At 66.4% G+C, this 25,306-nt stretch carries 19 protein-coding genes; 12 read left to right on the plus strand and 7 right to left on the minus strand.

Translation table 11 applies throughout. The annotated features are described in order from the left end of the window. Positions 1 to 17: 17 nt before the first annotated feature. From hisE to DWA33_RS04035, 7 genes are all read left to right on the plus strand, one after another. Positions 18 to 419: a phosphoribosyl-ATP diphosphatase gene (gene hisE, locus DWA33_RS04005; RefSeq protein ID WP_114356797.1), complete on the plus strand. Its 402-nt coding sequence runs from the start codon at positions 18 to 20 to the stop codon at positions 417 to 419. Positions 420 to 488: 69 nt separating this feature from the next. Further along, positions 489 to 1,070, plus strand: a complete 582-nt coding sequence (locus DWA33_RS04010; RefSeq protein WP_114356798.1) for a YqaA family protein — start codon at positions 489 to 491, stop codon at positions 1,068 to 1,070. A gap of 56 nt (positions 1,071 to 1,126) precedes the next feature. Then, positions 1,127 to 1,723, plus strand: coding sequence for a hypothetical protein (locus DWA33_RS04015; protein WP_114356799.1), 597 nt, complete (start codon positions 1,127 to 1,129; stop codon positions 1,721 to 1,723). Between the two features lie 144 nt (positions 1,724 to 1,867). Beyond that, positions 1,868 to 2,836: an NAD(P)H-dependent flavin oxidoreductase gene (locus DWA33_RS04020; protein ID WP_114356800.1), complete on the plus strand. Its 969-nt coding sequence runs from the start codon at positions 1,868 to 1,870 to the stop codon at positions 2,834 to 2,836. A 153-nt stretch (positions 2,837 to 2,989) separates the two neighbouring features. Continuing rightward, positions 2,990 to 3,763 carry a thioesterase family protein gene (locus DWA33_RS04025; protein WP_114356801.1) on the plus strand — a complete coding sequence of 258 codons (774 nt, stop codon included), beginning with the start codon at positions 2,990 to 2,992 and terminating at the stop codon, positions 3,761 to 3,763. 184 nt (positions 3,764 to 3,947) lie between these two features. Further along, a complete protein-coding gene (locus DWA33_RS04030) occupies positions 3,948 to 4,202 on the plus strand; it encodes a hypothetical protein (RefSeq protein WP_114356841.1) in 255 nt (84 codons plus the stop codon). Positions 4,203 to 4,322: 120 nt separating this feature from the next. Continuing rightward, entirely contained in the window at positions 4,323 to 5,066 is a 744-nt protein-coding gene (locus tag DWA33_RS04035) for a hypothetical protein (protein WP_114356802.1), read from the plus strand. A gap of 57 nt (positions 5,067 to 5,123) precedes the next feature. Here the strand turns inward: DWA33_RS04035 and DWA33_RS04040 are convergent, their stop codons facing one another. Beyond that, complete coding sequence (locus DWA33_RS04040) at positions 5,124 to 6,869, minus strand: hypothetical protein (protein ID WP_114356803.1); 1,746 nt, start codon at positions 6,867 to 6,869, stop codon at positions 5,124 to 5,126. Between the two features lie 240 nt (positions 6,870 to 7,109). Here DWA33_RS04040 and DWA33_RS04045 point away from each other — a divergent pair, with 240 nt between their 5' ends. Then, on the plus strand, positions 7,110 to 8,081 hold the full coding sequence (locus tag DWA33_RS04045; protein ID WP_114356804.1) for a S8 family serine peptidase: 972 nt from the start codon (positions 7,110 to 7,112) through the stop codon (positions 8,079 to 8,081). Here the strand turns inward: DWA33_RS04045 and DWA33_RS04050 are convergent. The 5 genes from DWA33_RS04050 to DWA33_RS04070 all read right to left on the minus strand — a co-directional run bounded on the left by DWA33_RS04050 (position 8,054) and on the right by DWA33_RS04070 (position 12,545). Next, on the minus strand, positions 8,054 to 8,644 hold the full coding sequence (locus DWA33_RS04050) for a DUF2478 domain-containing protein (protein ID WP_114356805.1): 591 nt from the start codon (positions 8,642 to 8,644) through the stop codon (positions 8,054 to 8,056). The genes DWA33_RS04045 and DWA33_RS04050 overlap by 28 nt on opposite strands. 148 nt (positions 8,645 to 8,792) lie before the next feature. Then, positions 8,793 to 9,914, minus strand: a complete 1,122-nt coding sequence (gene modC, locus DWA33_RS04055; protein ID WP_114356806.1) for a molybdenum ABC transporter ATP-binding protein — start codon at positions 9,912 to 9,914, stop codon at positions 8,793 to 8,795. Continuing rightward, entirely contained in the window at positions 9,911 to 10,597 is a 687-nt protein-coding gene (gene modB, locus DWA33_RS04060) for a molybdate ABC transporter permease subunit (protein ID WP_114356807.1), read from the minus strand. Before modB ends, modC begins: the two co-directional genes overlap by 4 nt. A gap of 247 nt (positions 10,598 to 10,844) precedes the next feature. Beyond that, a complete protein-coding gene (gene modA, locus DWA33_RS04065) occupies positions 10,845 to 11,654 on the minus strand; it encodes a molybdate ABC transporter substrate-binding protein (protein ID WP_430707856.1) in 810 nt (269 codons plus the stop codon). 99 nt (positions 11,655 to 11,753) lie between these two features. Continuing rightward, positions 11,754 to 12,545: a TOBE domain-containing protein gene (locus tag DWA33_RS04070; protein WP_114356809.1), complete on the minus strand. Its 792-nt coding sequence runs from the start codon at positions 12,543 to 12,545 to the stop codon at positions 11,754 to 11,756. A gap of 95 nt (positions 12,546 to 12,640) precedes the next feature. On the opposite strand from DWA33_RS04070, the gene DWA33_RS04075 reads away from it, so the two are divergent. Next, positions 12,641 to 12,850 (plus strand): TOBE domain-containing protein, encoded by a 210-nt coding sequence (locus tag DWA33_RS04075; RefSeq protein ID WP_114356810.1) that lies wholly within the window; start codon positions 12,641 to 12,643, stop codon positions 12,848 to 12,850. 44 nt (positions 12,851 to 12,894) lie between these two features. Here DWA33_RS04075 and DWA33_RS04080 read toward each other — a convergent pair whose 3' ends face one another. Then, entirely contained in the window at positions 12,895 to 13,464 is a 570-nt protein-coding gene (locus DWA33_RS04080) for a DUF2478 domain-containing protein (protein WP_114356842.1), read from the minus strand. 478 nt (positions 13,465 to 13,942) lie between these two features. Here DWA33_RS04080 and DWA33_RS04085 point away from each other — a divergent pair, with 478 nt between their 5' ends. The 3 genes from DWA33_RS04085 (at position 13,943) to polA (ending at position 25,007) form a co-directional block, all read left to right on the plus strand. Continuing rightward, positions 13,943 to 18,931, plus strand: a complete 4,989-nt coding sequence (locus DWA33_RS04085; protein ID WP_114356811.1) for a 2-oxoacid:acceptor oxidoreductase family protein — start codon at positions 13,943 to 13,945, stop codon at positions 18,929 to 18,931. Next, complete coding sequence (locus DWA33_RS04090; RefSeq protein ID WP_114356812.1) at positions 18,928 to 21,762, plus strand: sulfide/dihydroorotate dehydrogenase-like FAD/NAD-binding protein; 2,835 nt, start codon at positions 18,928 to 18,930, stop codon at positions 21,760 to 21,762. Before DWA33_RS04085 ends, DWA33_RS04090 begins: the two co-directional genes overlap by 4 nt. A 173-nt stretch (positions 21,763 to 21,935) precedes the next feature. Further along, a complete protein-coding gene (gene polA, locus DWA33_RS04095; RefSeq protein WP_114356813.1) occupies positions 21,936 to 25,007 on the plus strand; it encodes a DNA polymerase I in 3,072 nt (1,023 codons plus the stop codon). The last annotated feature ends 299 nt before the right edge of the window (positions 25,008 to 25,306 follow it).

Genomic DNA, 25,306 nt, shown 5'->3' on the forward strand with positions numbered 1-25,306 from the left:
CCAGCTAAGCTATTGGAATGACTGATTCGCTCGACCGCCTCTATCAGGCCGTGCTGGCGGCGCGGGATCTCGATCCCGCGACCTCGCGGACGGCTCGGCTGTTTCAGCGCGGTTCCGGCAAGATGGCCAAGAAGCTTGCCGAGGAAGCGATCGAGGTGGTGATCGATGCCGTCGCCGGCAACCGCGAAGCGGTGGTCCGCGAGAGTGCCGATTTGCTGTACAATCTCACCGTGCTGTGGGCTTCGGCCGGCGTCCGCCCCGAGGACGTCTGGGCCGAGATGCGACGTCGGGAGAACCTGCTCGGCATCGCCGAAAAGCTGCCGAAATCGAGCGTCGACGTCGGCAAGCCGCCTCCGCCCCGCCCCGCCCGCCGTTCCGTGCCGCAGCAAGAGGCGCGCGTGGTGCGCAAGCGCCGCTGAAGCTGTTCTCCGGCATCTGTGCTTTTTGCGTCATGGACAAACCAGCGACGGAATGGTTGATCGCGGCCCATGTTGCGCAAAATCTACGACTGGTGCATCGACGCCGCCCACAAGCCCTACGCTCTCTGGATTCTCGGCCTGGTCTCGTTCGCGGAAAGCTCGTTCTTTCCGGTGCCGCCGGACGTGATGCTGATCCCGATGTCGCTGGCGCGGCCGCAGCGCGCCTGGTTCTATGCGGGGCTGTGCACGGTCACCTCGGTGGCCGGCGGGGTCGTCGGCTACGCGATCGGCGCATTGCTGTACGACTCGGTCGGGCACTGGCTGATCCAGCTTTACGGCTACGCCGACAAGGTCGAGGCATTCCGCGCCGGCTATGCAGAATGGGGCGCCTGGATCATCCTGCTCAAGGGCCTCACCCCGATTCCCTACAAGCTGGTCACCATCACGTCGGGCTTCGCGGGCTACGACATCTGGTCGTTCATCCTGTTTTCGATCATCGCCCGCGGCGGCCGGTTCTTCATCGTCGCGATCGTGCTGAACCGCTACGGCGTCGTGATCCGCGAGCAGATCGAGAAGCGGCTCGGGCTCTGGGTGACGATCGGGGCAGTGGTGCTGGTGCTTGGTTTCGTGATCGCCTTCAAGCTGGTGTAGAGCCAGGGCTGGACAACCGGCTTCTCTCCGCCGGCGCATCGGCGTAGGGTCAGGTCATGCCCACTCCGAACCGCATGTTGCGCCGATGTCTTCGGCCGCAGCGCATCGTCGTCGCCGCTGCCGTGATGCTGGCGTTGCTTTCTGCCGGCGCGCCGGCCGCGGCGCAGCCCGCGCCGCCACCCCCGCCGCCGGGAGATCGCCCGCCGCCACCGCCGCGCGACAATCCGGGCCTCGTCAACGAAATCCAGAAACTGCTGAGCAGCCCGTCGAAGCTGCTGCCATCGTTCGGTCGCGACGACGCCGGCGAACGATCTCTGCGGCCACCCGGCGAGCAGCCACTACCGCCTCCACCCGCGCCGGTCGCCGGCCCCGCACCATCACCGCTGCCGCCGTCCCCTTCGCCCGCACCATCCTCGCCGATGGTGCCGTCGGTGGTCACCGGGCACCAGGTCTGCCCCGTGGTGCCCGGCAGCGGGCCGAACTGCCAGGCAGCCGCCGACATCCTGTGCCGATCGAAGGGCTACACTCTCGGCAAGAGCCTCGGCGTCGACTCCACCGAGAAGTGCTCCGCCAAGGTGCTGATCCCCGGACGGCCGCGCGAACCGGGCGATTGCCGCACCGAAAATTTCGTCACACGGGCATGGTGCCAGTAATCGGCCCGTGATCTATGCGACGAAGCGCGCGCTTGCGTCGAAAGACTGCGAATTCGCCAAATCCCACCTTGCAGGTCGGTTCCTCGCTTGCTTTTGTGTCGCCGCGGTCGCGCCGCCAAACACAACAAACAAGGAGAAACTCGAATGCCCATGCCTGCATTGTTCAAGGGCCGCCTGTCGGTCCCGGTGATCGGCTCACCGCTGTTCATTATCTCGGGGCCCGAGCTGGTGATCGCGCAATGCAAGGCCGGCGTGGTCGGATCGTTTCCGGCGCTGAACGCGCGTCCCGCGGCGCTGCTCGACGAATGGCTGCACCAGATCAAGGAAGAGCTCGCGGCCTACGACAAGGCGCATCCCGAGCGTCCGTCGGCGCCGTTCGCCGTCAACCAGATCGTGCACAAATCCAACAACCGGCTCGATGCCGACCTCGCGCTGTGTGAGAAGCACAAGGTGCCGATGCTGATCACCTCGCTCGGCGCCCGTGAGGAGCTGAACCAGGCCGCGCACAACTGGGGCGGCATCGTGTTCCACGACGTCATCAACCAGAAGTTCGCCCACAAGGCGGTCGAGAAGGGCGCCGACGGACTGATCCTGGTGGCGGCCGGCGCCGGCGGCCACGCCGGAATGCAATCGCCGTTCGCCTTCGTCACCGAAACGCGCGCCTGGTACAACGGACCGATCGCCCTGTCCGGCGCGATCGCCAACGGCCGCGCGATCCGCGCCGCTCGCGTGCTCGGCGCCGACTTCGCCTATATCGGCTCGGCCTTCATCGCCACAAGGGAAGCCAACGCGGTCGAGCGCTACAAGGAGATGATCACCACCTCCGGCGCCGACGACATCGTGTACTCCAACCTGTTCACCGGCGTGCACGGCAACTACCTGAAGCCGTCGATCGTCGCGGCGGGGATGGACCCGGACAATCTCGAACAGTCCGATCCGTCGAAGATGAATTTCGGCACCGACGAATCCGGCGAGCGCGCCAAGCCGAAAGCCTGGAAGGAGATCTGGGGTGCGGGCCAGGGCATCGGCAGCATCGACGCGGTGCTGCCCGCCGGCGAACTGATCGCCCGCTTCAAGAAGGAATACGACGAGGCGATCGACCCGCCGCTGTGAGGCGATAACCGTCGTCTCCTCTGCTACTCCTGTCATTGCGAGGCGTGAAACGACGACGCAATCCAGCTCCGTGCACCGGGCCCTGGATTGCTTCGCTCCGTTCGCAGTGACGGGAGCTTCGATCTCGCCAGCTCAACTCGTGGAAGTCACCGCATGGACTCCATCTATCGCATCGACGGCATCAATATCGAAACCAGCCCGAATGCGGCCGGGCCGTGGGATCCGACGATGCAGCACGGCTCGCCGCCGTCGGCGCTCGTGACCCATCTGGCCGAGCAGATCCCGACGCCGTCGCCGATGCAGATCTCGCGTGTCACCGTCGACCTGTTGCGGCCGGTGCCGGTGGGGCCGCTGACCTATCAGACCGAGGTGCTGCGCGAGGGCCGCAAGATCCAGCTCTGCGCCGTGCGGCTGCTGTCGAAAGGCGTCGTCGTGGTCGGCGCCACGGTGCTGAAGATCCGCGTCGCTCCGCCTGATCTGCCGGACGACATCGAGCACCCGCCGCTCGACGTGCCGCACCCCGACGACTGCCCGCCGCTCGACCCGAACTTCACGCGCAATCCGTTCGTCGGCGGGATGTCGCTGCGCAAGGTCTATGGCGGCTTCGGCGAGATCGGGCCCGGCGCGACCTGGTATCGCGCCGACCGACCACTCGTGGAAGGGCGGCCGACCTCGCAGGCGATGCGCGCCGTGGTCGCCGCCGACTTCAGCAACGCGACTTCGTCGATCCTGGATTTCAAGCACTGGACCTTCATCAACGCCGACCTCAACGTGTTCTTCGGACGGCAGCCGGTCGGCGACTGGGTGTTGCTGAACTCGGAGATGTGGCTGGGGCCGGACGGCGCCGGGATCGCATCGTCGAAGCTGGCGGATGTCGACGGTTATTTCGGCCGCGCGATCCAGAACCTCGTGGTCGAGCAGCGCTGATACGCCAGGGATTTCGGCTGCAGGGATCGCTCCGCGTATTTCCACGAGGCCGCCGGGCCGCCGGGATCAATTTAAGACCCCATTAACCATCCCTAGCCCATCAATAGAGCCGCCGCGACGCGGGGCTCTCGGGACGATCGATCCTGCATCGCCGGCGTACACCACAGCCGAAGTGGACGTCGCCATGCTGTATGTCGAAAAGACTTCCGCGACTCTCGACGAACTCCGCATCCGGGTTGCTCACGCGCTGCACCGCCATCCGCTGTGCCGCGACGTCCGGTTCGACATCGTCGCCACGCCCCGCACCCGCAAAGGCGGCAACTGGACGATCAGCATCCAGTCGGTCGCGCCGGATGCGCTGTGGGAGGCCTCGGAAATCATCGCCGACATCCAGGAAGCTTACGAGCTCGCCGAAATGCCGATGTACGCGGCGGCCTGATCCTCGCAGCCGGCCGGAACCGCTGCGGCCGGCAGAACAGCCGCAAGTTGCCGGCAGCCATATTTCGTCTGCATTCTTGCGCAATACCGACAGTCATTCGTCGCCGCGACGGAGATCAGCTTGACCAAGGTCGTTACCCTTTCCGCGTTGGCCTGCGTGCTTCTGGCCAGTGTGTCCGCGGCCAGCATCCTTGCGCGTGCCAGCGTGCCCGCCGCAGGTTCTGCCGGCGTCGCCGCGATCGGGCAGCCTGTCGCCAATCGCGAACTGAAAGCCGACAAGCTCGAGGTCGCACGACTGCAGCCCGCAGCGGCCGAGCTCGAAGCCGCTCAGGAACGACCTGCTGAAGAACAGCCCGCTGAAGACCTGACCGCGGCGGCTGCTGCGGAGCCGAGTAACCCGACCAAGCCGGTCCGGCTTGCTTATGCCACCGACGAACTGCCGGTCGCGGTGATTCCCGAGGCGGCCTCGCCCGAGCCGAGCGCAGCTCCGAAAGCCACCAGCAAGCTGCCGCCGGTGATCGCCACCGCACCGGCTCACAGGCCGAAGCCGAAGCCGGCCGCAAAGGAAGCGCTGCTCAGCGACGGCCAGATCGCGAAGATCAAGACCCGTCTCAATCTGTCGTCGTCGCAGGAATATTATTGGCCCTCGGTCGAGCAGGCGCTGCGCGCGATCGGGCGGAAGCTGGATGCGAACTCGCACACCCGTGACGGCGGAACGCCGATGATCGATCCGGACAGCACCGAGGTCCAGCAGCTCAAATTCGCCGCGATGCCGCTGCTGTTCCAGTTGCGCGAGGATCAGAAGCAGGAAGTTCGCAAGCTGGCCCGCACCATGGGCCTCGAACAGGTCGCCCAGCAGATCTGACGGTGAAGACGGCGGTACCCGATGTGCCGCAGAACACCGCGTTCAACGCCACTGATCCTACGCAGCCGTTTCCCGACTGTCCCGCTCCGGCCAATCCGGCGGCCGGCCCGGTACCAACTTCAGCCCTTCGACGAGATGATCGACCCAGGTGCGATCGACGAACGGCAGCCAATCCAGAAAGCGTCTCGAGAAGGTCGGCTTGATGGCGAGCAATTCGTCGCAGGCGATCCGCGCTGCGTCGAGCTGGCCGATCCGCACCAGCGCGTTGATCTTGAGGACGTGCGCGTACCAATAGGCCGGCCGGCGCGCCAGAGACAAAGTGGCGTGTTCGATCGCCTCCGGCCACTGTCCCAGCATGGTGTGGGCCAGGGCCAGCTCGCCCAGCGAATAGAAGATGTTGGGATCGTTCGACGACAGCCGCATCGCGGTCTTGAGCTGGACAATGGCCCGGTCGGGCTCGCCGGCGAGGTTGAAGCAGCCGCCGAGCTGGGCATGCGCAAGCGCCAGGCTGGGCGTCAGCGTGATCGCCTGCTTCAGCAGGTTCTTCGCCTCGTTCGGGTGCCGCAGCCACATCTCGGCGATACCGGCAAGCATGAAGCCGCGCCCGTCGTCGGGATCGGCGAGCATCCCCTGCTGCGCCAGCTTGCGCATCCGCAGGATCTGCTCCTGAGGCTGGCGGCCGGCCCAGATCGACCACGCCAGCGCCGCCGTCGCCTGGATCAGCGCTTCGGGTGAGTTGGGATCGAGCGCCAGCGCTTCGGCAAACAGCTCCTGCGCCATTTCGGAATCCGCACGGGTCAGACGGTTGAGGTGCCAGCGACCGCGCCAGATTAGATCACTGACGCCGAGACGGTCCTGCCGTTTGCCGCGAATGCGGATCTGCTCGGCGTGATCGATCCGGCTCTCGAGCTGCGCCACTAATTCATTGACGAACGGTTCGAGTTCGTTGTGGGCCGTCGGCGACTTCAACGTGAACCGCCGCGACCACAACGAATAGCCGGTGATTGCCTCCGACAAGGACGCCGATACGCCATACGAATCGTGGGCGCGGTACAGGCGGCCGTCGACCAGATATTGGGCGCCGAGTCGCTGACCGATCAGCTTGCGATCGTCGCTTTCGCTGAACGAGAAGCTGGAATTGCGCGAGATCACCGGGAGCCAGCGGATCCGCGACAACCCGACGATCAGTTCCTCACCGATGCCTTCGGCCAGATAGTCCAGCGTCTCGTCGCCGGTGGCATTGGCGAACGGCAGCACCGCGATCGCCGGCCGGCCGGCAAACCCCACCGGCGGTTGTGAGATGTCCACGATGTGGGACGGCAGCAAGCCGGTACCGACGCCCCCGAGCGCTGGCAGCGCCTCGCCCGAGGGGAGCTTCAGCCCCGCGCGCTGCTCCCGCAGCCACTCGCCAAAGCCGCGCTCGCTGGGAATATCGAGGCCTTCGAGAAATTCGCCTGTCGAGGCGCCCGGTCGGGCGATGAAGATATCGATATCGATCAGATCGGTTCGCAGCCGAACCCTGTCGCGGTCCCCGACCAGCAAAGCCGCGTCTTGCGAGTTCACCAGCTTTCTCAGGTTCGACAGCTCCCGGCGCAAGCTACCTGCAGCCTCTGCCTTGCGGCGACTGCCCCACAGCCGATCCTGCAACCAGCCGCGGGTTCGCTCGCCATCGCGGGACATGGCCAGCATCGCGATGACGGCTGCCCCCTTCTTGCTGGTGATCTCGACCCGGCGCCCCCCCGGCGCCGTGAGTTCGAAAGGGCCGAGCAGCCGAAGCGCAAACCGCTGCGAATTTGCTGCCATCCTGCAGCTCCCTCCCACTTTCGGGGTCAAACTAACACTTTTCACGCGTCAATCACGCCATTTTCACGCTGAGGCCGCATCGATAAGGAGACGTTCCGCGACGCAATAAGGAATATGGAACATCTATCTTGATCGGTACGAAAATTGCGTAACAAATAGAAGCAAACTGGCGGTTGCAGGAGCGCAAGCAGGAGCGAGCTGCCTGCGCAGGTCGCAGTAGCATTCGGTGCGGGCGGGGTCATGATTGGCGTTTCTGGAAGCGAGCTCCACCAGGAGCTGCTGTTTGCGTTCGGCGGCGGCGATCGCGACATCGCTGTCGCGGTGCTGGACGGTCCTGTCGATCGGACTCATGACTGTTTCATCGGCGCGCCGCTGACGCCGCTCCACACCGTGGTGACGCAGCGCAGTGATGAGGATGCGCCATCGACCGCGCAGGGCACTCATCTGGCCAGCCTGATCTTCGGTCAGCCCTGCCGGTCGGTCGAGGGCATTGCACCGCTGTGCCGAGGCGTGATCGCGCCGATCTTCCGCGACAGTCGTCTGATGTGCGCACAAGCCGATCTCGCCTACGCGATGAATCGGGCCCTGGACTACGACGCGCAGATCATCCTGATCGGCGCCGGCTCGTTCGAACAACCATGGTACCCTGGCCCCTCGCTGGCGAGCGCAATCGCGCGGTGCAACGCCCGCAATACGCTGATTGTCGCCAGTGCCGACCGCCAGGGGTGCAGTACCCTTTTGCGCCGGTGCGGCACCTTGAACTTGCTGCCGGTCGCCGCCCTGGATGGTGCCGGGCAGCCGCTCGGCGGCCATGACGGCGATCTGAACGACATCGGGATCGCCGCCCCAGGATCGAGCGTATCCGGCGCAACCTTGGAGGGGCGGGTGGTGCGGCGGAGCCATCCAAACGTCGCGGCTGCCCTGGTCACGGGCGCGGCGGCGCTGCTGCTGGGCGTCCAGCGCAACGCGGGACTTGCTCCGAATCCCGCCGCCGTCGCCGAGGCTCTTCGGATGACGGCGACGCCGCAGACCTCGCCGGCCGGATCCGCGCTGCCTCCGGCCTGGACCGGCCGGAAGAGCCTCGAAGCGGCAGCGGCGTACCTGACGGGACGCTACGAGAGCGCCTACGCGTCCAGCCTGTTCGAGGCCTGGTATCGCGCCCGGGCGGGCGCGACCCGGTCCGATCACGCCGCGTTCCGCCCCAGGGCGTGATCGCGCCACCACGCTTCCAGCGCCTCCGCCTCCGGCGGCAGCGACACCGACAGCCCCTGGGCGAAATCGTTCCAGACGTCTTCGGCCTTCGGCGTCACCACGCAGGCGACCGGCACGCCGGCGGCGATCGCCGCCTGGAACGCCGACATCAGCCCGCCGCGTACCGCTTCCTGGCCGCCGAACCGGCTCAGCACCACCAGCGCCGGCTTGCGCGCCACCGCGCGCTCGACCGCCCCCGCAGCCAGCGCCAGCGACGACGAGTTGAGATTGCAGGCCTGTGATCCCGAGCCGAGATCCTGATGCATCGCGTAGCGATCGCCGGTGGCGATGTCGACCAGTTCGCTGCGGCATTCGCAGCCTTCGTGGCCGCCGCCATGACCTGCGCCATGGCCATGGCCGTGATGGCCGCGGCCGGTGTCCTCCGGCGGCACGATCACGCCGACGATGTCGACGCCTTCGGCCTTGCGGCGCAACGCGAATGCGGTCAGCACGTCGGCCGCCGGCGTTCCGGGCCCGCCGCGCAGCGCCGCGATCGGCATCGATTGATTGCTTTCGAACGACATTGTCGAGTCTCCTTCATGAGATACGAACGCGCGCCGTCGCTGACCCGACACGACTGGTAGTCGCGTAGTCACCGACGCCGCCGTTGCAGCGATCAGCAATGAGAATGCGAAGTTCGTGCCGGCCGCACGGGACTAACCATCCGGCCAACTACGCATGGCCGTCGCGGCCCGGCGCGAGCGCGACACCTTTGATCTGCGCATAGACGTCGACGCCCTCGGCGAGCCGCAGCAGATCCCACGACCGCCGGCTGAGCCGTGCCAGCAGCCGGCCGCCGTCGCCGTCTCGTCCGAGTGTCAGCACCACCAGCACTTCGTTGCCGCCGATCGGCGACACCGAGGCGATCCGCGCCGGCAGGGCGTTCAGGATCGAACTCGCATGCGGCGGCTCGCGCGCCAGGCTGACATCGCTGGCCGCGATCCGCACCCGTCGCAATTCGCCGCGCGCAGCCGGCGGCGACGGCACCAGCAGCCGCCCGCCGTCGATCCGCAGCGTCAGCAGGCCGTAGTCGGTGTCGTAGCTCTCGACGGTCGCGTCGAAATTCACCGCGGCATCACGCGCGATCGCCAGCGGCAGATTGGGGTCGCTCTGCAACTCGGCGAGCGGGCCGACCGCCAGCACCTTGCCGGAATGCATCAGCACCAGATGGTCGGCGAGCCGTTCGATCTCGGTGATGTCGTGACTGACATAGATCACCGGCAGCGACAGCCGCGCGTGCAGCCGCTCCAGGAACGGCAGGATCTCGTCCTTGGTCAGCCGGTCCAGCGCCGACAGCGGCTCGTCCATCAGCAGAAGTTTCGGCTGCGACAGCAGCGCCCGGCCGATCGCGACGCGCTGCCGCTCGCCGCCGGACAGGTTGCGCGGCGACCGCTCGAGCAGCCTCGAAAGACCGAGCAGCTCGATCACCTCGTCGAAGCCGACCGCGTCGGCGCGGGCCTCGCCGGAACTGCGCGGCGCGCCGTACAACAGATTGGCCTTGACCGACAGGTGCTGAAACAGGCTGGCTTCCTGGAACACATAGCCGATCGGCCGGTGATGCGGTTTCAGGAAGGTGGAGTCGTCCTGCCAGACTTCACCGCCGACCTCGCAGTTGCTCCCGGGCAGATGCTGCAGCCCGGCCAGACAGCGCAGCACGCTGGATTTGCCGCAGCCGGACGGTCCGAACAGCCCGGTGATGCCGGTGGCCGGCACCGTGAAGGCGGCATCCAGCGTGAAGCCGCCGAGCCGGCCCCGAAACGCTGCGCGAATGCTGGGAGGCGACAGCGCCCTCATGCCCTGATCCGTGCGGTTCGCTTTTCCAGCGTCATCATGGTGAGGATCACCACGAAGGCGAATGCCGCCATGCCGCCGGCCAGGATGTTGGCCTCGCGCCATTGCGCGGTCTCGACATAGTCGTAGATCGCGACCGACAGCACCTTGGTGCTGCCCGGAATGTTGCCGCCGATCATCAGCACGATGCCGAACTCGCCGACGGTGTGGGCGAAGCCGAGCACCGCGCCGGCGAGAAAGCCCGGCCGCGCCAGCGGCACCGCCACCGTCCAGAACGCCTTCAGCGGCGAGGCGCGCAGCGTCGCGGCGACTTCCAGCGGACGATCGCCGATCGCATCGAACGCATTGCGGATCGGCTGCACCACGAACGGCATCGAATAGATCACCGAGCCGAACACCAGGCCGCCGAAAGTGAACGCCAGGGTGCGGCCGCCCCACAGCGACGCCAGCGCGCCGCCGGGACCGTCGGGGCCCATCAGCACCAACAGATAGAAGCCGAGAACGGTCGGCGGCAGCACCAGTGGCAGCGCCACCACCGCGGCGACGCCTTCCTTCCACCACGCCTTGGAGCGCGCCAGCCACCACGCGATCGGCGTGCCGACGATCAGCAGGATCACCGTGGTAATCGCCGCCAGCTCGATGGTGAGCCACACCGGCTGCCAGATGTCGGGAGGGAGATTGGTCATCGGCTACCCGTGCTTTGTGCGAGGCGCGCCGGACTAACCTCTCCCCGCGTGCGGGGAGAGGTCGACCGTCGGAGCGAAGCGAGGACGGTCGGGTGAGGGGGCGCTTCCACGCGGCCGAGCGGCTCAGGCTCGAGGCGAAGCCCCCTCACCCCAGCCCTCTCCCCGCACGCGGGGAGAGGGAGCGAAGCGCCGTGCATTGGGCTGAAACGCTTCGCAATCAGGGAGAGATGCGCCCGCATAGACGTCCTCAGCTCGCCTTCGGCTTCGGGACTTCGTAGCCGAACTTCTCGATGATCGCGCTCGCCTCCGGGCCCTTGAGGAAGTCGAGGAACGCCTTGGCGGCGGCGCTGTTTTCGCCCTTCTTCAGCAGCACCGCGTCCTGGGTGATCGGCTTGTACAGATTCTGCGGCACCATCCAGCGCGAACCGTCCTTGTCATTGATCACCTGCGAGAGCGCCACGAAGCCGATCTCGGCGTTGCCGGTCTGCACGAACTGATAGGCCTGGGTGATGTTGGCGCCTTCGACCAGCTTCGGCTTCAGATCGTCGTACAGCTTCAGCGCCTGCATGGTCTCGACCGCGGCGGCGCCGTAGGGCGCGGCAGTGGGATTGCAGATCGACACCTTGGCGATCGAAGCCTGCTTCAGCGTTTCTTCGCCCTTCACGACGCCCGGCGACTTGCTCCACAGCACCAGCTTGCCGACCGCGTAGGTGAACACGGTGCCCTTCACGCCGAAGCCCTCGTCGGCGAGCTTCTTCGGCCGCGCCGAATCCGCCGACAGGAACACTTCGAACGGCGCATCCTGGGTGATCTGGGTGAAGAACTGGCCGCTGGCGCCGAACGACAGCACCAGCTCGTGGCCGGTCTTGGCCTTGAACGCAGCGGCGATCTCCTTCACCGGCTCGGTGAAGTTCGCAGCGACCGCCACCTTGGCGGAATCGGCGAGGGCCGGTGCGGAGGCGAGGCCGGCGGCGAAAGCTGCGCCGAGCAGCGCGAGTTTGAGGACGTGTTTCAAGGCATGGCTCCTAGGTGCTGACAATGAACTCTCATCCGTCATTGCGAGGAGGCACAGCCGACGAAGCAATCAAGCCAGTTGCACGGTACTTCTGGATTGCTTCGTCGCCTCGCTCCTCGCAATGCCGCGGATGCATGGGGATCAATCGATCGCGACGATGACGTGCGCGGCGTCGAACACCGCGCAGGCCGGGTCACCGGGGGCCAGCTTGAGGTCGCCGGCGCTGCGCGCGGTGACCGAGGCCGCGAGCGTCTTGTCGCCGCCGATGTCGAGCACGATCTCGGCATTGACGGCGGAAACGTCGGCGCGGCGGACGATGCCGCGCACGCAATTGCGCGCCGACACCAGCGGCGGCTGGTGACCGGGCGCGATCATCACGAACGGCGCCTTGATCAGCACGATCGCTTCGCGGCCGGCCACCAGGCCGAGGCTGCGCACGCTTTCGGTGGTGAGCAGCGCGTAGATCGTGGTGTCGGGCGACACCGCCACGGCGACTTCGGCGCTCAGCGTATCGGCCTTGATGTCCGTGATCACGCCGCGGAGGGCGTTGCGGGCGCTGGTCTTCATGAAAAATCCGGACACGAGGTTGATCGGGGTGATGCCGCTGCCGGCGAGTTCGGGCTCGAGGTTGCGAAACACCCGCGCCATCTCGGCCTCGAGCCGTCCGAACGCCTCGATCACCTTGATGCCGGTCGGGGTGAGTTGGGCGCCGCCTCCGGCCTTGCCGCCGGTGCGGGTTTCCAGCAGCGGGCGGCCGAACAGGTTGGTCATCGCGTCGAGCGCATCCCAGGCGGCCTTGTAGCTGAGGCCCGCCGCCTTCGCGCCGGCCGTGATACTGCCCTCGCGCGCCACCGCCTGGAGTAGCCTGATACGGTCGCGCCCGACTCCGGAAATCTCCTTCGTCTTCAGCGTGACGGTCGCCTCGATCGACATGCCAGACAGCCTCGTCATTTGGTCGAACTGGTCGTCATGAGTTTAAACTATATAACGGTAATTCCAATACGGCCAACAGTAACTGGAGAGCCAATATGAAAATCAGCGCGCGCAATCAGCTCAAGGGCACCATCGTCGACGTCGTCAAGGGCGCCACCACCTCGCATGTCCGCATCGACATCGGCGGCGGTGCGATCGTCACCGCTTCCATCACCAACGAATCCGCCGACGAGCTGAAGCTCGCCAAGGGTCAGCCGGCGATGGCCGTGATCAAGGCGTCCGACGTGCTGGTCGCCGTCGACTGACGGCTTCGCGGACGGTCCGATCAGCATCGCGACGCGCCCGCCTTTCATTTCAGCGCCTCGCAGACGCTGACATAAGGGCGGGCGGCACGGCTCGAGCCGCGACCGTGCAGCTTTCCCCACCATTGATCGAGCGCGCGCCGCTCGCAACTCAACCGCACGCTCATCCCCTCGGCAAACCTGATCCAGGCGTCGAAGCGGTGGCTCGGCACCGCGATCACCAGCGGAATGTCGGCACTCAGCGCTTCGACGATCAGGTGCAGCAGGCCCTTGCCCTCGCTCTCCTGCTGACCGAACCGATTGATGATCAGAAGGTCGGCGCCCTGCGCCAGAGCATCTGCGACCCGTGCGCCGGCATCGAGGAGGCGGCCCGGATCGAGCCGGCAGCCTTCGGCCATCGGCCCGAGATCCTGATACAGCGAAACCTGCTCTCCGGAATGCACCAGCCGAGCAGAGAGCCCGCGGGGGCCGTCGCCGCGAGCGCCGACCTGCACCAGGCCGACCGCGCGGTATCCCTGTGAGTTGAGCTCGGCCGCGAATTCGCCGAGCACCCGGTCCGGATCTTCACCGGGCTCATAGACCAGCGCCGCCAGATCGCATTGCGAGTCGAATGTCATCGATCCCTCGCCGCCGCGCGGCGCTCCGCTCGGAATTAGCCGTAGCGGCGGGCGGATACCCGCCAGCTCGGCCTTCGTCATATACATCACTATATAGCGATTTCGGCAGAGAGGAAATTCTGCTTTTGGACCAATGAATCAGCCGCGAGCAAGGTTCATCTGCAACAGCAACTGACGCCGCCCTCGAATTAGGCGCTGTGTAATTTTATTGCTCTCTGACGCATATTTTTTGCGCTTTGATGCGCGTCAAATCGGGGGTTCCCCCTGCGTGCTATCGCACCGCACACAACGCAACGTCTCTGCCAGCGAGGCCCTGATACCTCGCGAGTAGTCAATCTAAAGGCCACGAGGAGGTTCTGCCCGGCCGCTGCCTCAGCAGCCGCCCGGCATCGATACACCTTTCCCAAACGTGGCCGACGCAACACGGCGGGTTCGCTCCGCCGATTCAACGCAAGACACGCAAGAACGGACGGACCCCATGAACGCAAAATATCCCGGCATCCCCTCAGTGATCCACGGCAACGGCGCGGTCGCGCAGGTGATGGGGCATGTCTGCGGCGGCGTCATCGGCTACCCGATCACGCCTTCGACCGAGATCTCGGAAATCTATGAGGCGTTCCGCTCCTCCGGCGGCTGCAACGTCTGGGGCAAGCATCCGTTCTTCTTCGAGCCGGAAGGCGAGCACTCGGCGCAGTCCGGCGCGCTCGGCGCGGCGCTGACCGGCGGCAAGTTCGTGTCCAACGCCTCGTCGAGCCAGGGCATCCTGTACGGCCTGGAGTCGCACTATGTCACCGTCGGCAAGAAGGTCGGCGGTTTCGTGCTGCAGGTCGCAGCCCGCGTGGTGTCGAAGCACTCGCTCAACGTGATGGCCGGCCATGACGACGTCTATGCGCTGCTGTCGTCGGGCTACACCATCCTGTTCGGCTCCAATCCGCAGGAAGCCGCGGATCTCGCCGCGATCTCCTACAAGGTCGCCGCCACTTCGCTGATCCCGGTTGCCAATGCGATGGACGGCTTTGCCACCTCGCACATGCTGTCCGAAGCGCTGATGCCGGAGCCGGAGCTGCTCAAGGAATTCCTCGGCGACCCCGCCGGTCGCATCAAATGCCCGACCGTGGCGCAGGAGATGCTGTTCGGCGCCAAGGGCCGCGTGTTCCAGCTCAAGCAGTATCTGCTGCGGCACGAAGCCGACTTCATGCCGACCGAACTCGCCTCGCTCAAGACATTCCTCGACGACAACGCCGACACGATCGAGACCGATAACGCCGGCACCATCGTGGCCGAGACGCTCGCTTACGTGCCCGAAGAGCTGCGCGGGCAGTGGAAGCGGCAGTGGATCAACGCGCCCGAAAAGGGCACCCGGCAGCTCGTGCCGGCGCTGGTCGACATCGACAATCCGGGCCTGACCGGCGGCGTGCAGAACCAGCCCGACTTCCAGGCCGGCGCCGTCGATCACCGCACCCACTTCGCCAATGCGGTGCCGCGCTTCGTCAAGGAAGCGATGGCCGAATACGCCGCGCTCACCGGCCGCGAATACAAGCCGGTGATGACTTACATGTGCGACGACGCCGAGCACGTCGTGGTCGGCCTCGGCTCGGTCACCGACGACGCCGAAGCGGTCGCGGCGTACTTGCGCTCGCAGGGCAAGAAGGTCGGCGTGGTGTCGATCAAGATGCTGCAGCCGTTCCCGGAAGCGGAACTGGTCGAAGCGCTGGCCGGCAAGACCGCCGTCACCGTGCTGGAGCGCTCGGACGTCACCGCGCTGACCCAGCTCGTCACCCAGGCGCTGTGCAAGGCGCGCGAAAACGGCGACGCCGGCGTGCGTCATGCCGGCATCCCGGCGCTCGCCAAGCTGCCGAAGATCACCACCGCGATCTTCGGTCTTGGCGGCCATGACCTGCAGCCGCGCGACCTGATCGCCTGCTACGCCAACATGGAGAAGCAGGATTCGGCTCCGTTCGTGTATCTCGGCACCAAGTTCTTCACCGAGAATCCGTCGCCGCGGATGGAGGCGCTGCAGTCGAGGCTGAAGGCGGCCTATCCGGAAACCCAGTACATGGCGCTGGAGACCGGGCAGAACCCGAACCTGCTGCCGCCGCAGGCGTTCCGTATCCGCTTCCACTCGATCGGCGGCTACGGCACGATCGCGTCGGGCAAGCTGCTGACCGACATCCTGGCCGGCGCGCTCGACATGCATTCGAAGTCGGCGCCGAAATACGGCTCGGAGAAGAGCGGCGCCCCGACCAACTACTACATCACGCTGTCGCCGGAGCCGGTGAAGATCACCAATGCCGAGCTTGAAGACGTCGAGATCGTGATCTCGCCGGACCACAAGGTATTCGTGCACACCAACCCGCTGCGCGGCCTGGTGGCGGGCGGCACCTTCATCCTGCAGACCAACCTTACGCCAATCGAAGTGTGGCGTGACCTGCCGGCCAAGGCGCGGCAGACCATCCGCGACAAGAAGATCAAGTTCTACGTGATCGACGCGTTTGCGGTGGCCAAGCGCCACGCCCCGACCGCCGAACTCGAAACCCGCATGATGGGCATCGCCTTCATCGGCGCGGTGTGCGGCAACGTCGACCGCGTGGTGGCTGACGCCTCGCAGGAAGCGATGCTGAACAAGATCCGCCAGCAGATCTCGAAGAAGTTCGGCGCCAAGGGCGGCGACATCGTCGAAGGCAACATGTCGGTGATCCGCGAGGGCCTCGAAGCGACCCACAAGGTCGACTACGACGCCGCCGAGTTCAGCGAAGACGCCATCAAGGCCGCCCCGAAAGCCAAGCGCGACGCTTCGATCTCGGCCTCGATGTGCCGCGTCGCGGCGCCGGCCTCGGCGGCGGGCTTCCTCGATCCGCAGTACTACGACGACGTGCTGGCTGCGCCGTTCCGCGACGGCACCATTGCGGAGGCTCCGGTGCTGCCGGGCATCGGCATGTTCATGCCGGCCGGCTCCGCCGCCGCCAAGGACAAGGGCCTGTTCCGCCGCAACGTGCCGGAGTTCAAGGCCGACCTGTGCACCGGCTGCATGGAATGCGCGCTGGTCTGCCCCGACGCCGCGATCCCGAACGCGGTGCACGACATCCATGAACTGCTGCTGACCGCGATCAAGCAGCTCGACATCGCGCCGGCCCAGCAGGACAGCCTGCGCGAGAAGGTTCCGGCGCTGACCGAAGCGATCCGCGACGTGTATCGCCAGGCTAAGGACGACAAGCCGTTCCACGACATTGTGGCGCAGGCCGCCGAAGCGCTGAACGTCGACAACGCGACGCTGAACCGCAACTTCGGCAAGCTGTCGGCGGCGCTGTCGGTGTATCCGGTGGCCCGCACCCGGCCGTTCTTCGACGCGATGGAGAAGAGCCAGCCGGGCACCGGCGGGCTGTACTCGGTGAGCGTCGACCCGTGGAAGTGCTCGGGCTGCCTCGAATGTATCGACGTCTGCGGCCCCGGCGCGCTGGTCGATCGTGAGCAGGACGAACCGATGCTGGAGCAGCTCCAGGCGCGGTTCGAATTCCTCAGCCGCACCCCGAACACCCCGGCGCGGTTCACCGAAAGCGCCACCAGGCCGGAAGGTGAGACCAAGCGGCTGATGCTCGATCGCGCCAATTACTACGCGACCACCGGCGGCCACGGCGCCTGCCGCGGCTGCGGCGAAGTCACCGCAATCCGTCTCGTCACCTCGACCAACCACGCGATCCACGACAAGCGCCGCAAGGAGCACATCCGCGAGCTGGAGACCCTGATCGATCAGCTCAATGCCAAGCGGGCGCTGGTGGCCGGCGACGACGCCCGCGCAGCCCGGATCGACCAGACCCTGAAGACGCTGGAGAAGCGGCTGTATCTGTACGAGAGCGGCCCGACCGGCAACGGCCCGTCCGGCATGGTGATCGCCAACGCCACCGGCTGCTCGAGCGTCTATGCGTCGACCTTCCCGTTCAATCCCTATACCGATCCGTGGGTGAACAGCCTGTTCCAGGACACGCCGGCGGTCGCCAAGGGCATCTTCGAAGGTCTCACCGCCAAGGCGTCCGAGGACTTCCGGGCGCTGCGCATCGCCAAGCTCGAACTGGCCGACGCCTATGATGCGGCCAAGCACGACGGTTACTTCCGTTATTTCGGCTGGAGCGAGTTCACGCCGGAAGAGCGGGCGATGCTGCCGACCGTGCTGAGCATGGGCGGCGACGGCGCCACCTACGACATCGGCTTCGGCGCGCTGTCGCGTCTGCTCGCCACCAAGACCCCGATCAAGGTCGTGGTGCTGAACACCGGCGCCTATTCCAACACCGGCGGCCAGACCTCGACGGCGAGCCTCACCGGCCAGGACAGCGACCTGTCGCGGTTCGGCATCGCCCAGCACGGCAAGCAGGAATCCCGCAAGGAACTCGGCCTGATCGCCTCGTTCCATCCGAGCGTGTTCGTGGTGCAGACCGCGACCGCGCTGCAGGGCCACTTCCTGAAGAACGTGATGGAGTTCCTGAACCACACCTCGTCGCCGGCGGTGCTCGACGTCTACACGCCGTGCCAGGCCGAGCACGGCATCGGCGACGCCGCGGCAAGCCGCCAGGCGCGTCTCGCGGTCGAAAGCCGGATGAATCCGGTGTTCGTTCACGATCCGCGCAAGACCGGCAAGAACGAGCGCGCGTTCTCGCTCGACGGCAACCCCGAAGCCGATCAGGACTGGGCGACGAAGACGATCGAATATGTCGACGAGGGCGGCAAGCTGCAGCTTCTGAAAACCAAGCTGACGCCGGCCGACTTCGCTCACACCGAAGTCCGCTTCCGCAAGCAGTTCAAGCCGCTGAAGAAGGATGCGGACGCGCTGCCGATCGACGAATACGTCGCGCTCGATCCGGCCGCGCGTGCCGGCAAGACGCCGTTCATCACCGCCACCGACGCCGACAAGAAGCTGATCAAGCTGTCGGTCGGCGAGACCGTGGTGGCGTTGGTCGAGGAGCGGCGCAAGTACTGGCGCACCCTGCAGGTGCTGGCCGGATTCGACGTCCGTGCGCTCGACGAGAGCCACCGCGTCGAGCTGGAGGCGCTGCAGCAGCAGTACGAGGAACAGGTCAAGGCTCGCGAGTCGTCGCTCGATCAGATCGCGCGCGGCATGAGCGAGCTGGCGGCCTCGTCCAACGCGCCGGCGGCCGGCGGCTTCGGCGCGCTGATGAACGGCTTTGCGGCGGCTCCGGCGGCGGCAGCGCCGACCAACGGCGCCAAGGCGGCGGGCGGCAACGGCGCCGAGCCGATCCACATCGACGATGCGGATCTCGGCAAGTGCACCAACTGCAAGAGCTGCTACCAGGACGTGCCGGAAGTGTTCGAACTCACCAAGATCGTCGTCGACGGCGCCCCGAAGGACGTCGCCCACGTCATCCCGGGCGTGTTCAGCAAGCTCAAGGTGACGCCTGAACTGTCGGCCAAACTGAGCCGCGCAGCGGCCAACTGCGATGCGGAGATCATTCGATGAGCGAGGTCACCGGAACGGTCTCCAGCGACGTGCTGCGCTACCAGCAGGCGCGCAGCACGCTGGAAAGCTCCAAGAGCGAACTGGAAGAGCTGCAGAACAGCGAAGCTGTCGGCGTCTTCCAGAAGCAGCTCGCGCTGTTGCAGAAGCGCCTGGTCAACGACCCGGCGTCGCTGCGCAACATGTTCATCGCCGACGGCACCCAGGCGATCGTCTGGGAATTCCAGCAGCCGGAGCTGGGTGAAGCCTTCACCACCACGCTGTGGAATCTGCTCGCCCGCGGCGACGACATGTCGACGATCCTGCAGCGCTTCATCTGGGCGCTGCCGCTGAAGTTCAAGCGCAAGTTCATCAAGGCGATCGACGTGCATCTGCGCGGCCGCTACCCGATGTTCGAGAACCTGTCGGAAGGCTGGCCGGGCGAGGCGTTCATCCCGCCCTACATCCGTCCGGCGGAAGAGCGCGCGATCGACTTCGAACTCGTCAACCAGGGCTATCTCGGCTACCAGTCGATCGGCTACTCCTTGCGCGAGTGCGAGCTGTTCGTCTGGCTCGAAGTGATGCGCGACAAGCAGTGCGACGACAAGCCGTGCGAACTCGGCGTGCTGATCCAGGGCAAGAAGGAGCCGAAGGGCGGTTGCCCGGTGAAGATCCACATCCCCGAGATGCTGGACCTGCTCGGCAACGGCAAGCACCGCGAAGCCTTGGAGCTGATCGAGAGCTGCAACCCGCTGCCGAACGTCACCGGCCGCGTCTGCCCGCAGGAACTGCAGTGCCAGGGCGTCTGCACCCACACCAAGCGGCCGATCGAGATCGGCCAGATCGAATGGTATCTGCCCGAGCATCAGAAGCTCACCAACCCGAACGCCAATGAGCGCTTCGCCGGCCGGATCTCGCCGTGGGCCGCGGCGGTGAAGCCGCCGATCGCGGTGGTCGGCTCCGGCCCGTCCGGCCTGATCAACGCTTACTTGCTGGCGGTCGAAGGTTTTCCGGTCACGATCTTCGAGGCGTTCCACGATCTCGGCGGCGTGCTGCGCTACGGCATTCCTGAATTCCGGCTGCCCAATACGCTGATCGACGATGTGGTCGAGAAGATCATCCTGCTCGGCGGCCGCTTCGTGAAGAATTTTGTGGTCGGCAAGACGGCGACGCTCGAAGACCTGAAAGCCGAAGGCTTCTGGAAGATCTTCGTCGGCACCGGCGCCGGCCTGCCGACCTTCATGAACGTGCCCGGCGAGCATCTGCTCGGCGTGATGTCGGCCAACGAGTTCCTGACCCGCGTCAATCTGATGCGCGGCCTCGACGATCGCTACGAGACGCCGCTGCCGGAAGTCAAAGACAAGAACGTGTTCGTGATCGGCGGCGGCAACACCGCGATGGATGCGGCGCGCACCGCCAAGCGGCTCGGCGGCAACGTCACCATCGTGTATCGCCGCACCAAGAGCGAGATGCCGGCCCGCGTCGAGGAGCTGCATCACGCGCTGGAAGAGAACATCAACCTCGCGGTGCTGCGCGCGCCGCGCGAATTCATCGGCGACGACCACACCCATTTCGTCACCCACGCGCTGCTCGACGTCAACGAGCTCGGCGAGCCCGACAAGTCCGGTCGCCGCAGCCCGAAGCCGACCGGGCAGATCGAGCGGGTGCCGGTCGACCTCGTGATCATGGCGCTGGGCAACACCGCCAACCCGATCATGAAGGACGCCGAGCCGGGCCTGAAGACCAACAAATGGGGCACCATCGAGGTCGAAGAAGGCTCGCAGCGGACCTCGATCAAGGACGTCTACACCGGCGGCGACGCTGCCCGCGGCGGCTCCACCGCGATCCGCGCGGCCGGCGACGGCCAGGCGGCGGCGCGCGAGATCGTCGGCGAGATTCCGTTCACCCCGGCCGAGATCAAGGACAGGGTCGAACGCGCCGCGAAGTACACCGAGCTCGGCCAGGTGGCGCAGACGATCGTGAACAAGGTGCCGCTGGCCGGCGGCATCGTCGAGTTCACCGTGCGGGCCCCGATGGTGGCGCGCTCGGCCCAGGCCGGACAGTTCGTCCGCGTGCTGCCGTGGGAGAAGGGCGAACTGATCCCGCTGACCCTGGCCGATTGGGACGCCGAGAAAGGCACCATCGACCTCGTCGTGCAGGGCATGGGCACCTCGTCGCTGGAGATCAACCGGATGGCGATCGGCGACGCGTTCAGCGGCGTCGCCGGCCCGCTCGGCCGCGCCTCCGAGTTGCACCGCTACGAGGGCAACCAGACCGTGGTGTTCTGCGCCGGCGGCGTCGGCCTGCCGCCGGTCTATCCGATCATGCGCGAGCACCTGCGGCTCGGCAACCACGTGACGCTGATCTCCGGCTTCCGCGCCAAGGAGTTCCTGTTCTGGACCGGCGACGACGAGCGCGTCGGCAAGCTGAAGCAGGAGTTCGGCGACCAGCTGTCGCTGATCTACACCACCAATGACGGCTCCTACGGCGTCAAAGGCTTCGTCACCGGCCCGCTCGAGGAAATGATGAAGGCCAACCAGGAAGGCAAAGGCCGCACCATCGCCGAGGTGATCGCGATCGGCCCGCCGCTGATGATGCGGGCGGTCTCCGACCTCACCAAGCCGTATGGTGTGAAGACCGTGGCGAGCCTCAACTCGATCATGGTGGATGCGACGGGGATGTGCGGCGCCTGCATGGTGCCGGTGACGATCGACGGCAAGCTGGTGCGCAAGCACGCCTGCATCGACGGCCCGGAAATCGACGCCCACATCATCGACTGGGACAAGTTCCTGCCGCGCTTCAACGCCTTCAAGACGCAGGAACTGGAGAGCAAGAAGAAGCACGGGTTCGCGTAAGCGCGCGCCGTTCTACGCATCCCCACCCACGTCATGCCCGGGCTCGTCCCGGGCATCCACGTCTTGGGGCGTCACTACGCCGACGCGTGGATGGCCGGGACAAGCCCGGCCATGACGGTTTCCCATCGACGAGAAGGGGTGCCAAACGCCTCCGGACCGCCTAGATTGCGGCCATGCCGAAAACGCCCAAGTCCGCCGCCGCGACGCCCGCCGCTTCGTCCATCCCGTCCCCCGCCCCCGCCGGCATCAGGCCGCCCGGCAAGGGCGACCATGTGTTCCTGGTCGACGGCTCGTCCTACATTTTCCGCGCCTATCACGCGCTGCCGCCGCTGAACCGCAAATCTGACGGGCTGCAGGTCAATGCCGTGCTCGGCTTCTGCAACATGCTGTGGAAGCTGCTCCGCGACATGCCGCCGGACAACCGGCCGACGCATCTGGCGATCATCTTCGACAAGTCGGAAGTCACCTTCCGCAACGAGCTCTACCCCGAATACAAGGCGCACCGGCCGCCGGCGCCGGAGGATCTGATCCCGCAATTCGGCCTGATCCGCGAAGCGGTGCGGGCGTTCGATCTGCCGTGCCTGGAACAGTCCGGCTTCGAGGCCGACGATTTGATCGCCACTTACGTGCGCGAGGCCTGCGAGGCCGGGGCGACGGCGACGATCGTGTCGTCCGACAAGGACCTGATGCAGCTCGTGACCGACTGCGTGGTGATGTACGACACCATGAAGGACCGCCGCATCGGCGTGCCGGAGGTGATCGAGAAATTCGGCGTGCCGCCGGCCAAGGTCGTCGAGGTCCAGGCGCTGGCCGGCGACAGCGTCGACAACGTGCCGGGCGTGCCGGGCATCGGCATCAAGACCGCGGCGCAGCTGATCAACGAATATGGCGACCTCGACACGCTGCTGGCGCGCGCCGCCGAGATCAAGCAGCCGAAGCGGCGCGAGGCGCTGATCGAGAACGCCGAGAAGGCGCGGATCTCGCGCAAGCTGGTGCTGCTCGACGACCATGTAAAGTTAGAGGTGCCGCTCGCCGAGCTCGCAGTGCACGAGCCCGACGCGCGCAAACTGGTGGCGTTCCTCAAGGCGATGGAATTCACCACGCTGACGCGGCGCGTCGCTGAGTATGCGCAGATTGATCCGTCGGACGTGGAGGCGGAGACGGCGCTCAAGTCGGCGGTGCCGCCGCTTGGGAAGAGTGTCGCCGGTCCGAGCGACGATTTGTTTGCGGGGCAAGAGCCCTCACCCCAGCCCTCTCCCGCAAGCGGGAGAGGGGGCGCGCCGGCCTCGGGGCCGCTCAATGCGGGCCGCGGGCGCGACGGCAAGGCGGGCGTGGTGCTGTCGCCGGAGGCGCTGGTGGCGGCGCGGGCCGAGGCGGCGCGCAAGGTCCCGGTCGACCGCACCGCGTACAAGACGCTGCACAGCCTGGACGAGTTGCACGCTTTCATCGCCCGCATCCACGACAGCGGCGTGGTGGCGCTGGAAGCGGTCGCGACCTCGATCGATCCGATGCAGGCGGAGCTGACCGGCGTTGCACTGGCGCTCGGCCCGAACGATGCCTGCTACATCCCGCTCGCGCACAAGCAGGCCGGCGATGGCGACGGCCTGTTCGCCGCCGGCCTTGCGCCCGATCAGATCGGCACCCGCGACGCGCTCGATGCGCTGAAGCCGATCCTGGAATCCGCCGGCATCGCCAAGGTTGGGTTTGCGATCAAGTTCGCCGCGGTACTGCTGGCGCAGCACGGCCTGACCTTGCGCAACATCGACGATCCGCAACTGATGTCCTACGCGCTCGATGCCGGCCGCGGCAGCCATGGGCTCGACGCGCTCTCTGAGAGCAATCTCGGCCATACGCTGCACACGCTGACCGAGCTGACCGGCACCGGCAAAAACAAGATCGGCTTCGATCAGGTCGGAATCGATCGCGCCACCGCCTATGCGGCCGAGCGCGCCGACGTGGCGTTGCGGCTGGCGCGCGTGCTGAAGCCGCGGCTGGTCGCAGGCGGCATGACCGCGGTGTACGAGACGCTGGAACGGCCGCTGGTCGGCGTGCTGGCGCGGATGGAGCGGCGCGGCATCTCGATCGACCGGCAGGTGCTGTCGCGGCTGTCGTCCGACTTCGCCCAGACCGCGGCGCGGATCGAGGCCGAGATCCGCGAACTCGCCGGCGAGGACATCAACATCGGCAGCCCGAAGCAGCTCGGCGACATCCTGTTCGGCAAGATGGGGCTGCCCGGCGGCAGCAAGACCAAGACCGGCGCGTGGTCGACCTCGGCGCAGGTGCTGGATGAGCTCGCCGAGCAGGGCCATGAATTCCCGAAGAAGATTCTGGAGTGGCGGCAGGTCAGCAAGCTGCGCTCGACCTACACCGATGCGCTGCCGACTTACGTGCATCCGCAGACCCATCGCGTCCACACCACCTACGCGCTCGCCGCGACGACGACGGGCCGTCTGTCGTCGAACGAGCCGAACCTGCAGAACATCCCGGTACGCACCGAGGACGGCCGTAAGATCCGCCGCGCCTTCGTGGCGACGCCCGGCCATAAGCTGGTATCGGCGGACTATTCGCAGATCGAGCTGCGGCTCTTATCCGAAGTCGCCGACGTCCCGGCTTTGCGAAAAGCGTTTCAGGACGGCATCGACATTCACGCCATGACCGCATCCGAAATGTTCGGCGTCCCGGTCGAAGGCATGCCGTCGGAGATCCGCCGCCGGGCGAAAGCGATCAATTTCGGCATCATCTACGGCATCTCGGCGTTCGGCCTTGCCAATCAGCTCGGCATCCCACGCGAGGAAGCCGGCGCCTACATCAAGCGCTACTTCGAACGCTTTCCGGGCATCCGCGCCTATATGGACGAGACCCGCGATTTCTGCCGCACGCATGGTTACGTCACCACGCTGTTCGGCCGCAAATGCCACTACCCGGACATCAAGGCCTCGAACCCGTCGATCCGCGCCTTCAACGAACGCGCCGCGATCAATGCCCGGCTGCAGGGCTCCGCCGCCGACATCATCCGCCGCGCCATGGTGCGGATGGAGGACGCGCTGGCTGAGAAGAAGCTCAGCGCCCAGATGCTGCTGCAGGTCCACGACGAACTGATCTTCGAAGTGCCGGAAGCCGAGGTCGAGGCGACGCTGCCGGTCGTGCGCTCCGTGATGCAGGACGCGCCGTTCCCGGCGGTGATCCTCAACGTCCCGCTGCAGGTCGATGCACGGGCGGCGGATAATTGGGACGAGGCGCATTAGTACCAACGGTTCGGTGGGAAGTACTGATCCGCGGCGGGCATTGAGCAACCTCTCCCGCTTGCGGGAGAGGTCGACGCGCGAAGCGCGGCGGGTGAGGGCACTCCTCTCCGCGCAACGCCAACTCAGTGCTCGGGGCGCCCTCACCCCAGCCCTCTCCCGCAGGCGGGAGAGGGAGCGCGCTGTGCCAGGGGCGCTGCTGCGGACAAACGACGGGCGCTGTAGGCGTTTGCCCCGTTGATACCTTCCTCGCGCCGCTGGCATCGGCGCGGTCTCGGGGATAGATTGCGGCGTTTTCCGTA

Source organism: Rhodopseudomonas pentothenatexigens (assembly GCF_900218015.1).
In the GTDB taxonomy this organism is placed as follows: Bacteria; Pseudomonadota; Alphaproteobacteria; order Rhizobiales; family Xanthobacteraceae; genus Rhodopseudomonas; species Rhodopseudomonas pentothenatexigens.

Coding starts and splice junctions, on each gene's coding strand:
- hisE (WP_114356797.1), top strand. CDS start 18: ATGACTGATTCGCTCGACCGCCTCTATCAGGCCGTGCTGGCGGCGCGG.
- DWA33_RS04010 (WP_114356798.1), top strand. CDS start 489: ATGTTGCGCAAAATCTACGACTGGTGCATCGACGCCGCCCACAAGCCC.
- DWA33_RS04015 (WP_114356799.1), top strand. CDS start 1,127: ATGCCCACTCCGAACCGCATGTTGCGCCGATGTCTTCGGCCGCAGCGC.
- DWA33_RS04020 (WP_114356800.1), top strand. CDS start 1,868: ATGCCCATGCCTGCATTGTTCAAGGGCCGCCTGTCGGTCCCGGTGATC.
- DWA33_RS04025 (WP_114356801.1), top strand. CDS start 2,990: ATGGACTCCATCTATCGCATCGACGGCATCAATATCGAAACCAGCCCG.
- DWA33_RS04030 (WP_114356841.1), top strand. CDS start 3,948: ATGCTGTATGTCGAAAAGACTTCCGCGACTCTCGACGAACTCCGCATC.
- DWA33_RS04040 (WP_114356803.1), bottom strand. CDS start 6,869: ATGGCAGCAAATTCGCAGCGGTTTGCGCTTCGGCTGCTCGGCCCTTTC.
- DWA33_RS04045 (WP_114356804.1), top strand. CDS start 7,110: ATGATTGGCGTTTCTGGAAGCGAGCTCCACCAGGAGCTGCTGTTTGCG.
- DWA33_RS04050 (WP_114356805.1), bottom strand. CDS start 8,644: ATGTCGTTCGAAAGCAATCAATCGATGCCGATCGCGGCGCTGCGCGGC.
- modC (WP_114356806.1), bottom strand. CDS start 9,914: ATGAGGGCGCTGTCGCCTCCCAGCATTCGCGCAGCGTTTCGGGGCCGG.
- modB (WP_114356807.1), bottom strand. CDS start 10,597: ATGACCAATCTCCCTCCCGACATCTGGCAGCCGGTGTGGCTCACCATC.
- modA (WP_430707856.1), bottom strand. CDS start 11,654: ATGACGGATGAGAGTTCATTGTCAGCACCTAGGAGCCATGCCTTGAAA.
- DWA33_RS04070 (WP_114356809.1), bottom strand. CDS start 12,545: ATGTCGATCGAGGCGACCGTCACGCTGAAGACGAAGGAGATTTCCGGA.
- DWA33_RS04075 (WP_114356810.1), top strand. CDS start 12,641: ATGAAAATCAGCGCGCGCAATCAGCTCAAGGGCACCATCGTCGACGTC.
- DWA33_RS04080 (WP_114356842.1), bottom strand. CDS start 13,464: ATGACATTCGACTCGCAATGCGATCTGGCGGCGCTGGTCTATGAGCCC.
- DWA33_RS04085 (WP_114356811.1), top strand. CDS start 13,943: ATGAACGCAAAATATCCCGGCATCCCCTCAGTGATCCACGGCAACGGC.
- DWA33_RS04090 (WP_114356812.1), top strand. CDS start 18,928: ATGAGCGAGGTCACCGGAACGGTCTCCAGCGACGTGCTGCGCTACCAG.
- polA (WP_114356813.1), top strand. CDS start 21,936: ATGCCGAAAACGCCCAAGTCCGCCGCCGCGACGCCCGCCGCTTCGTCC.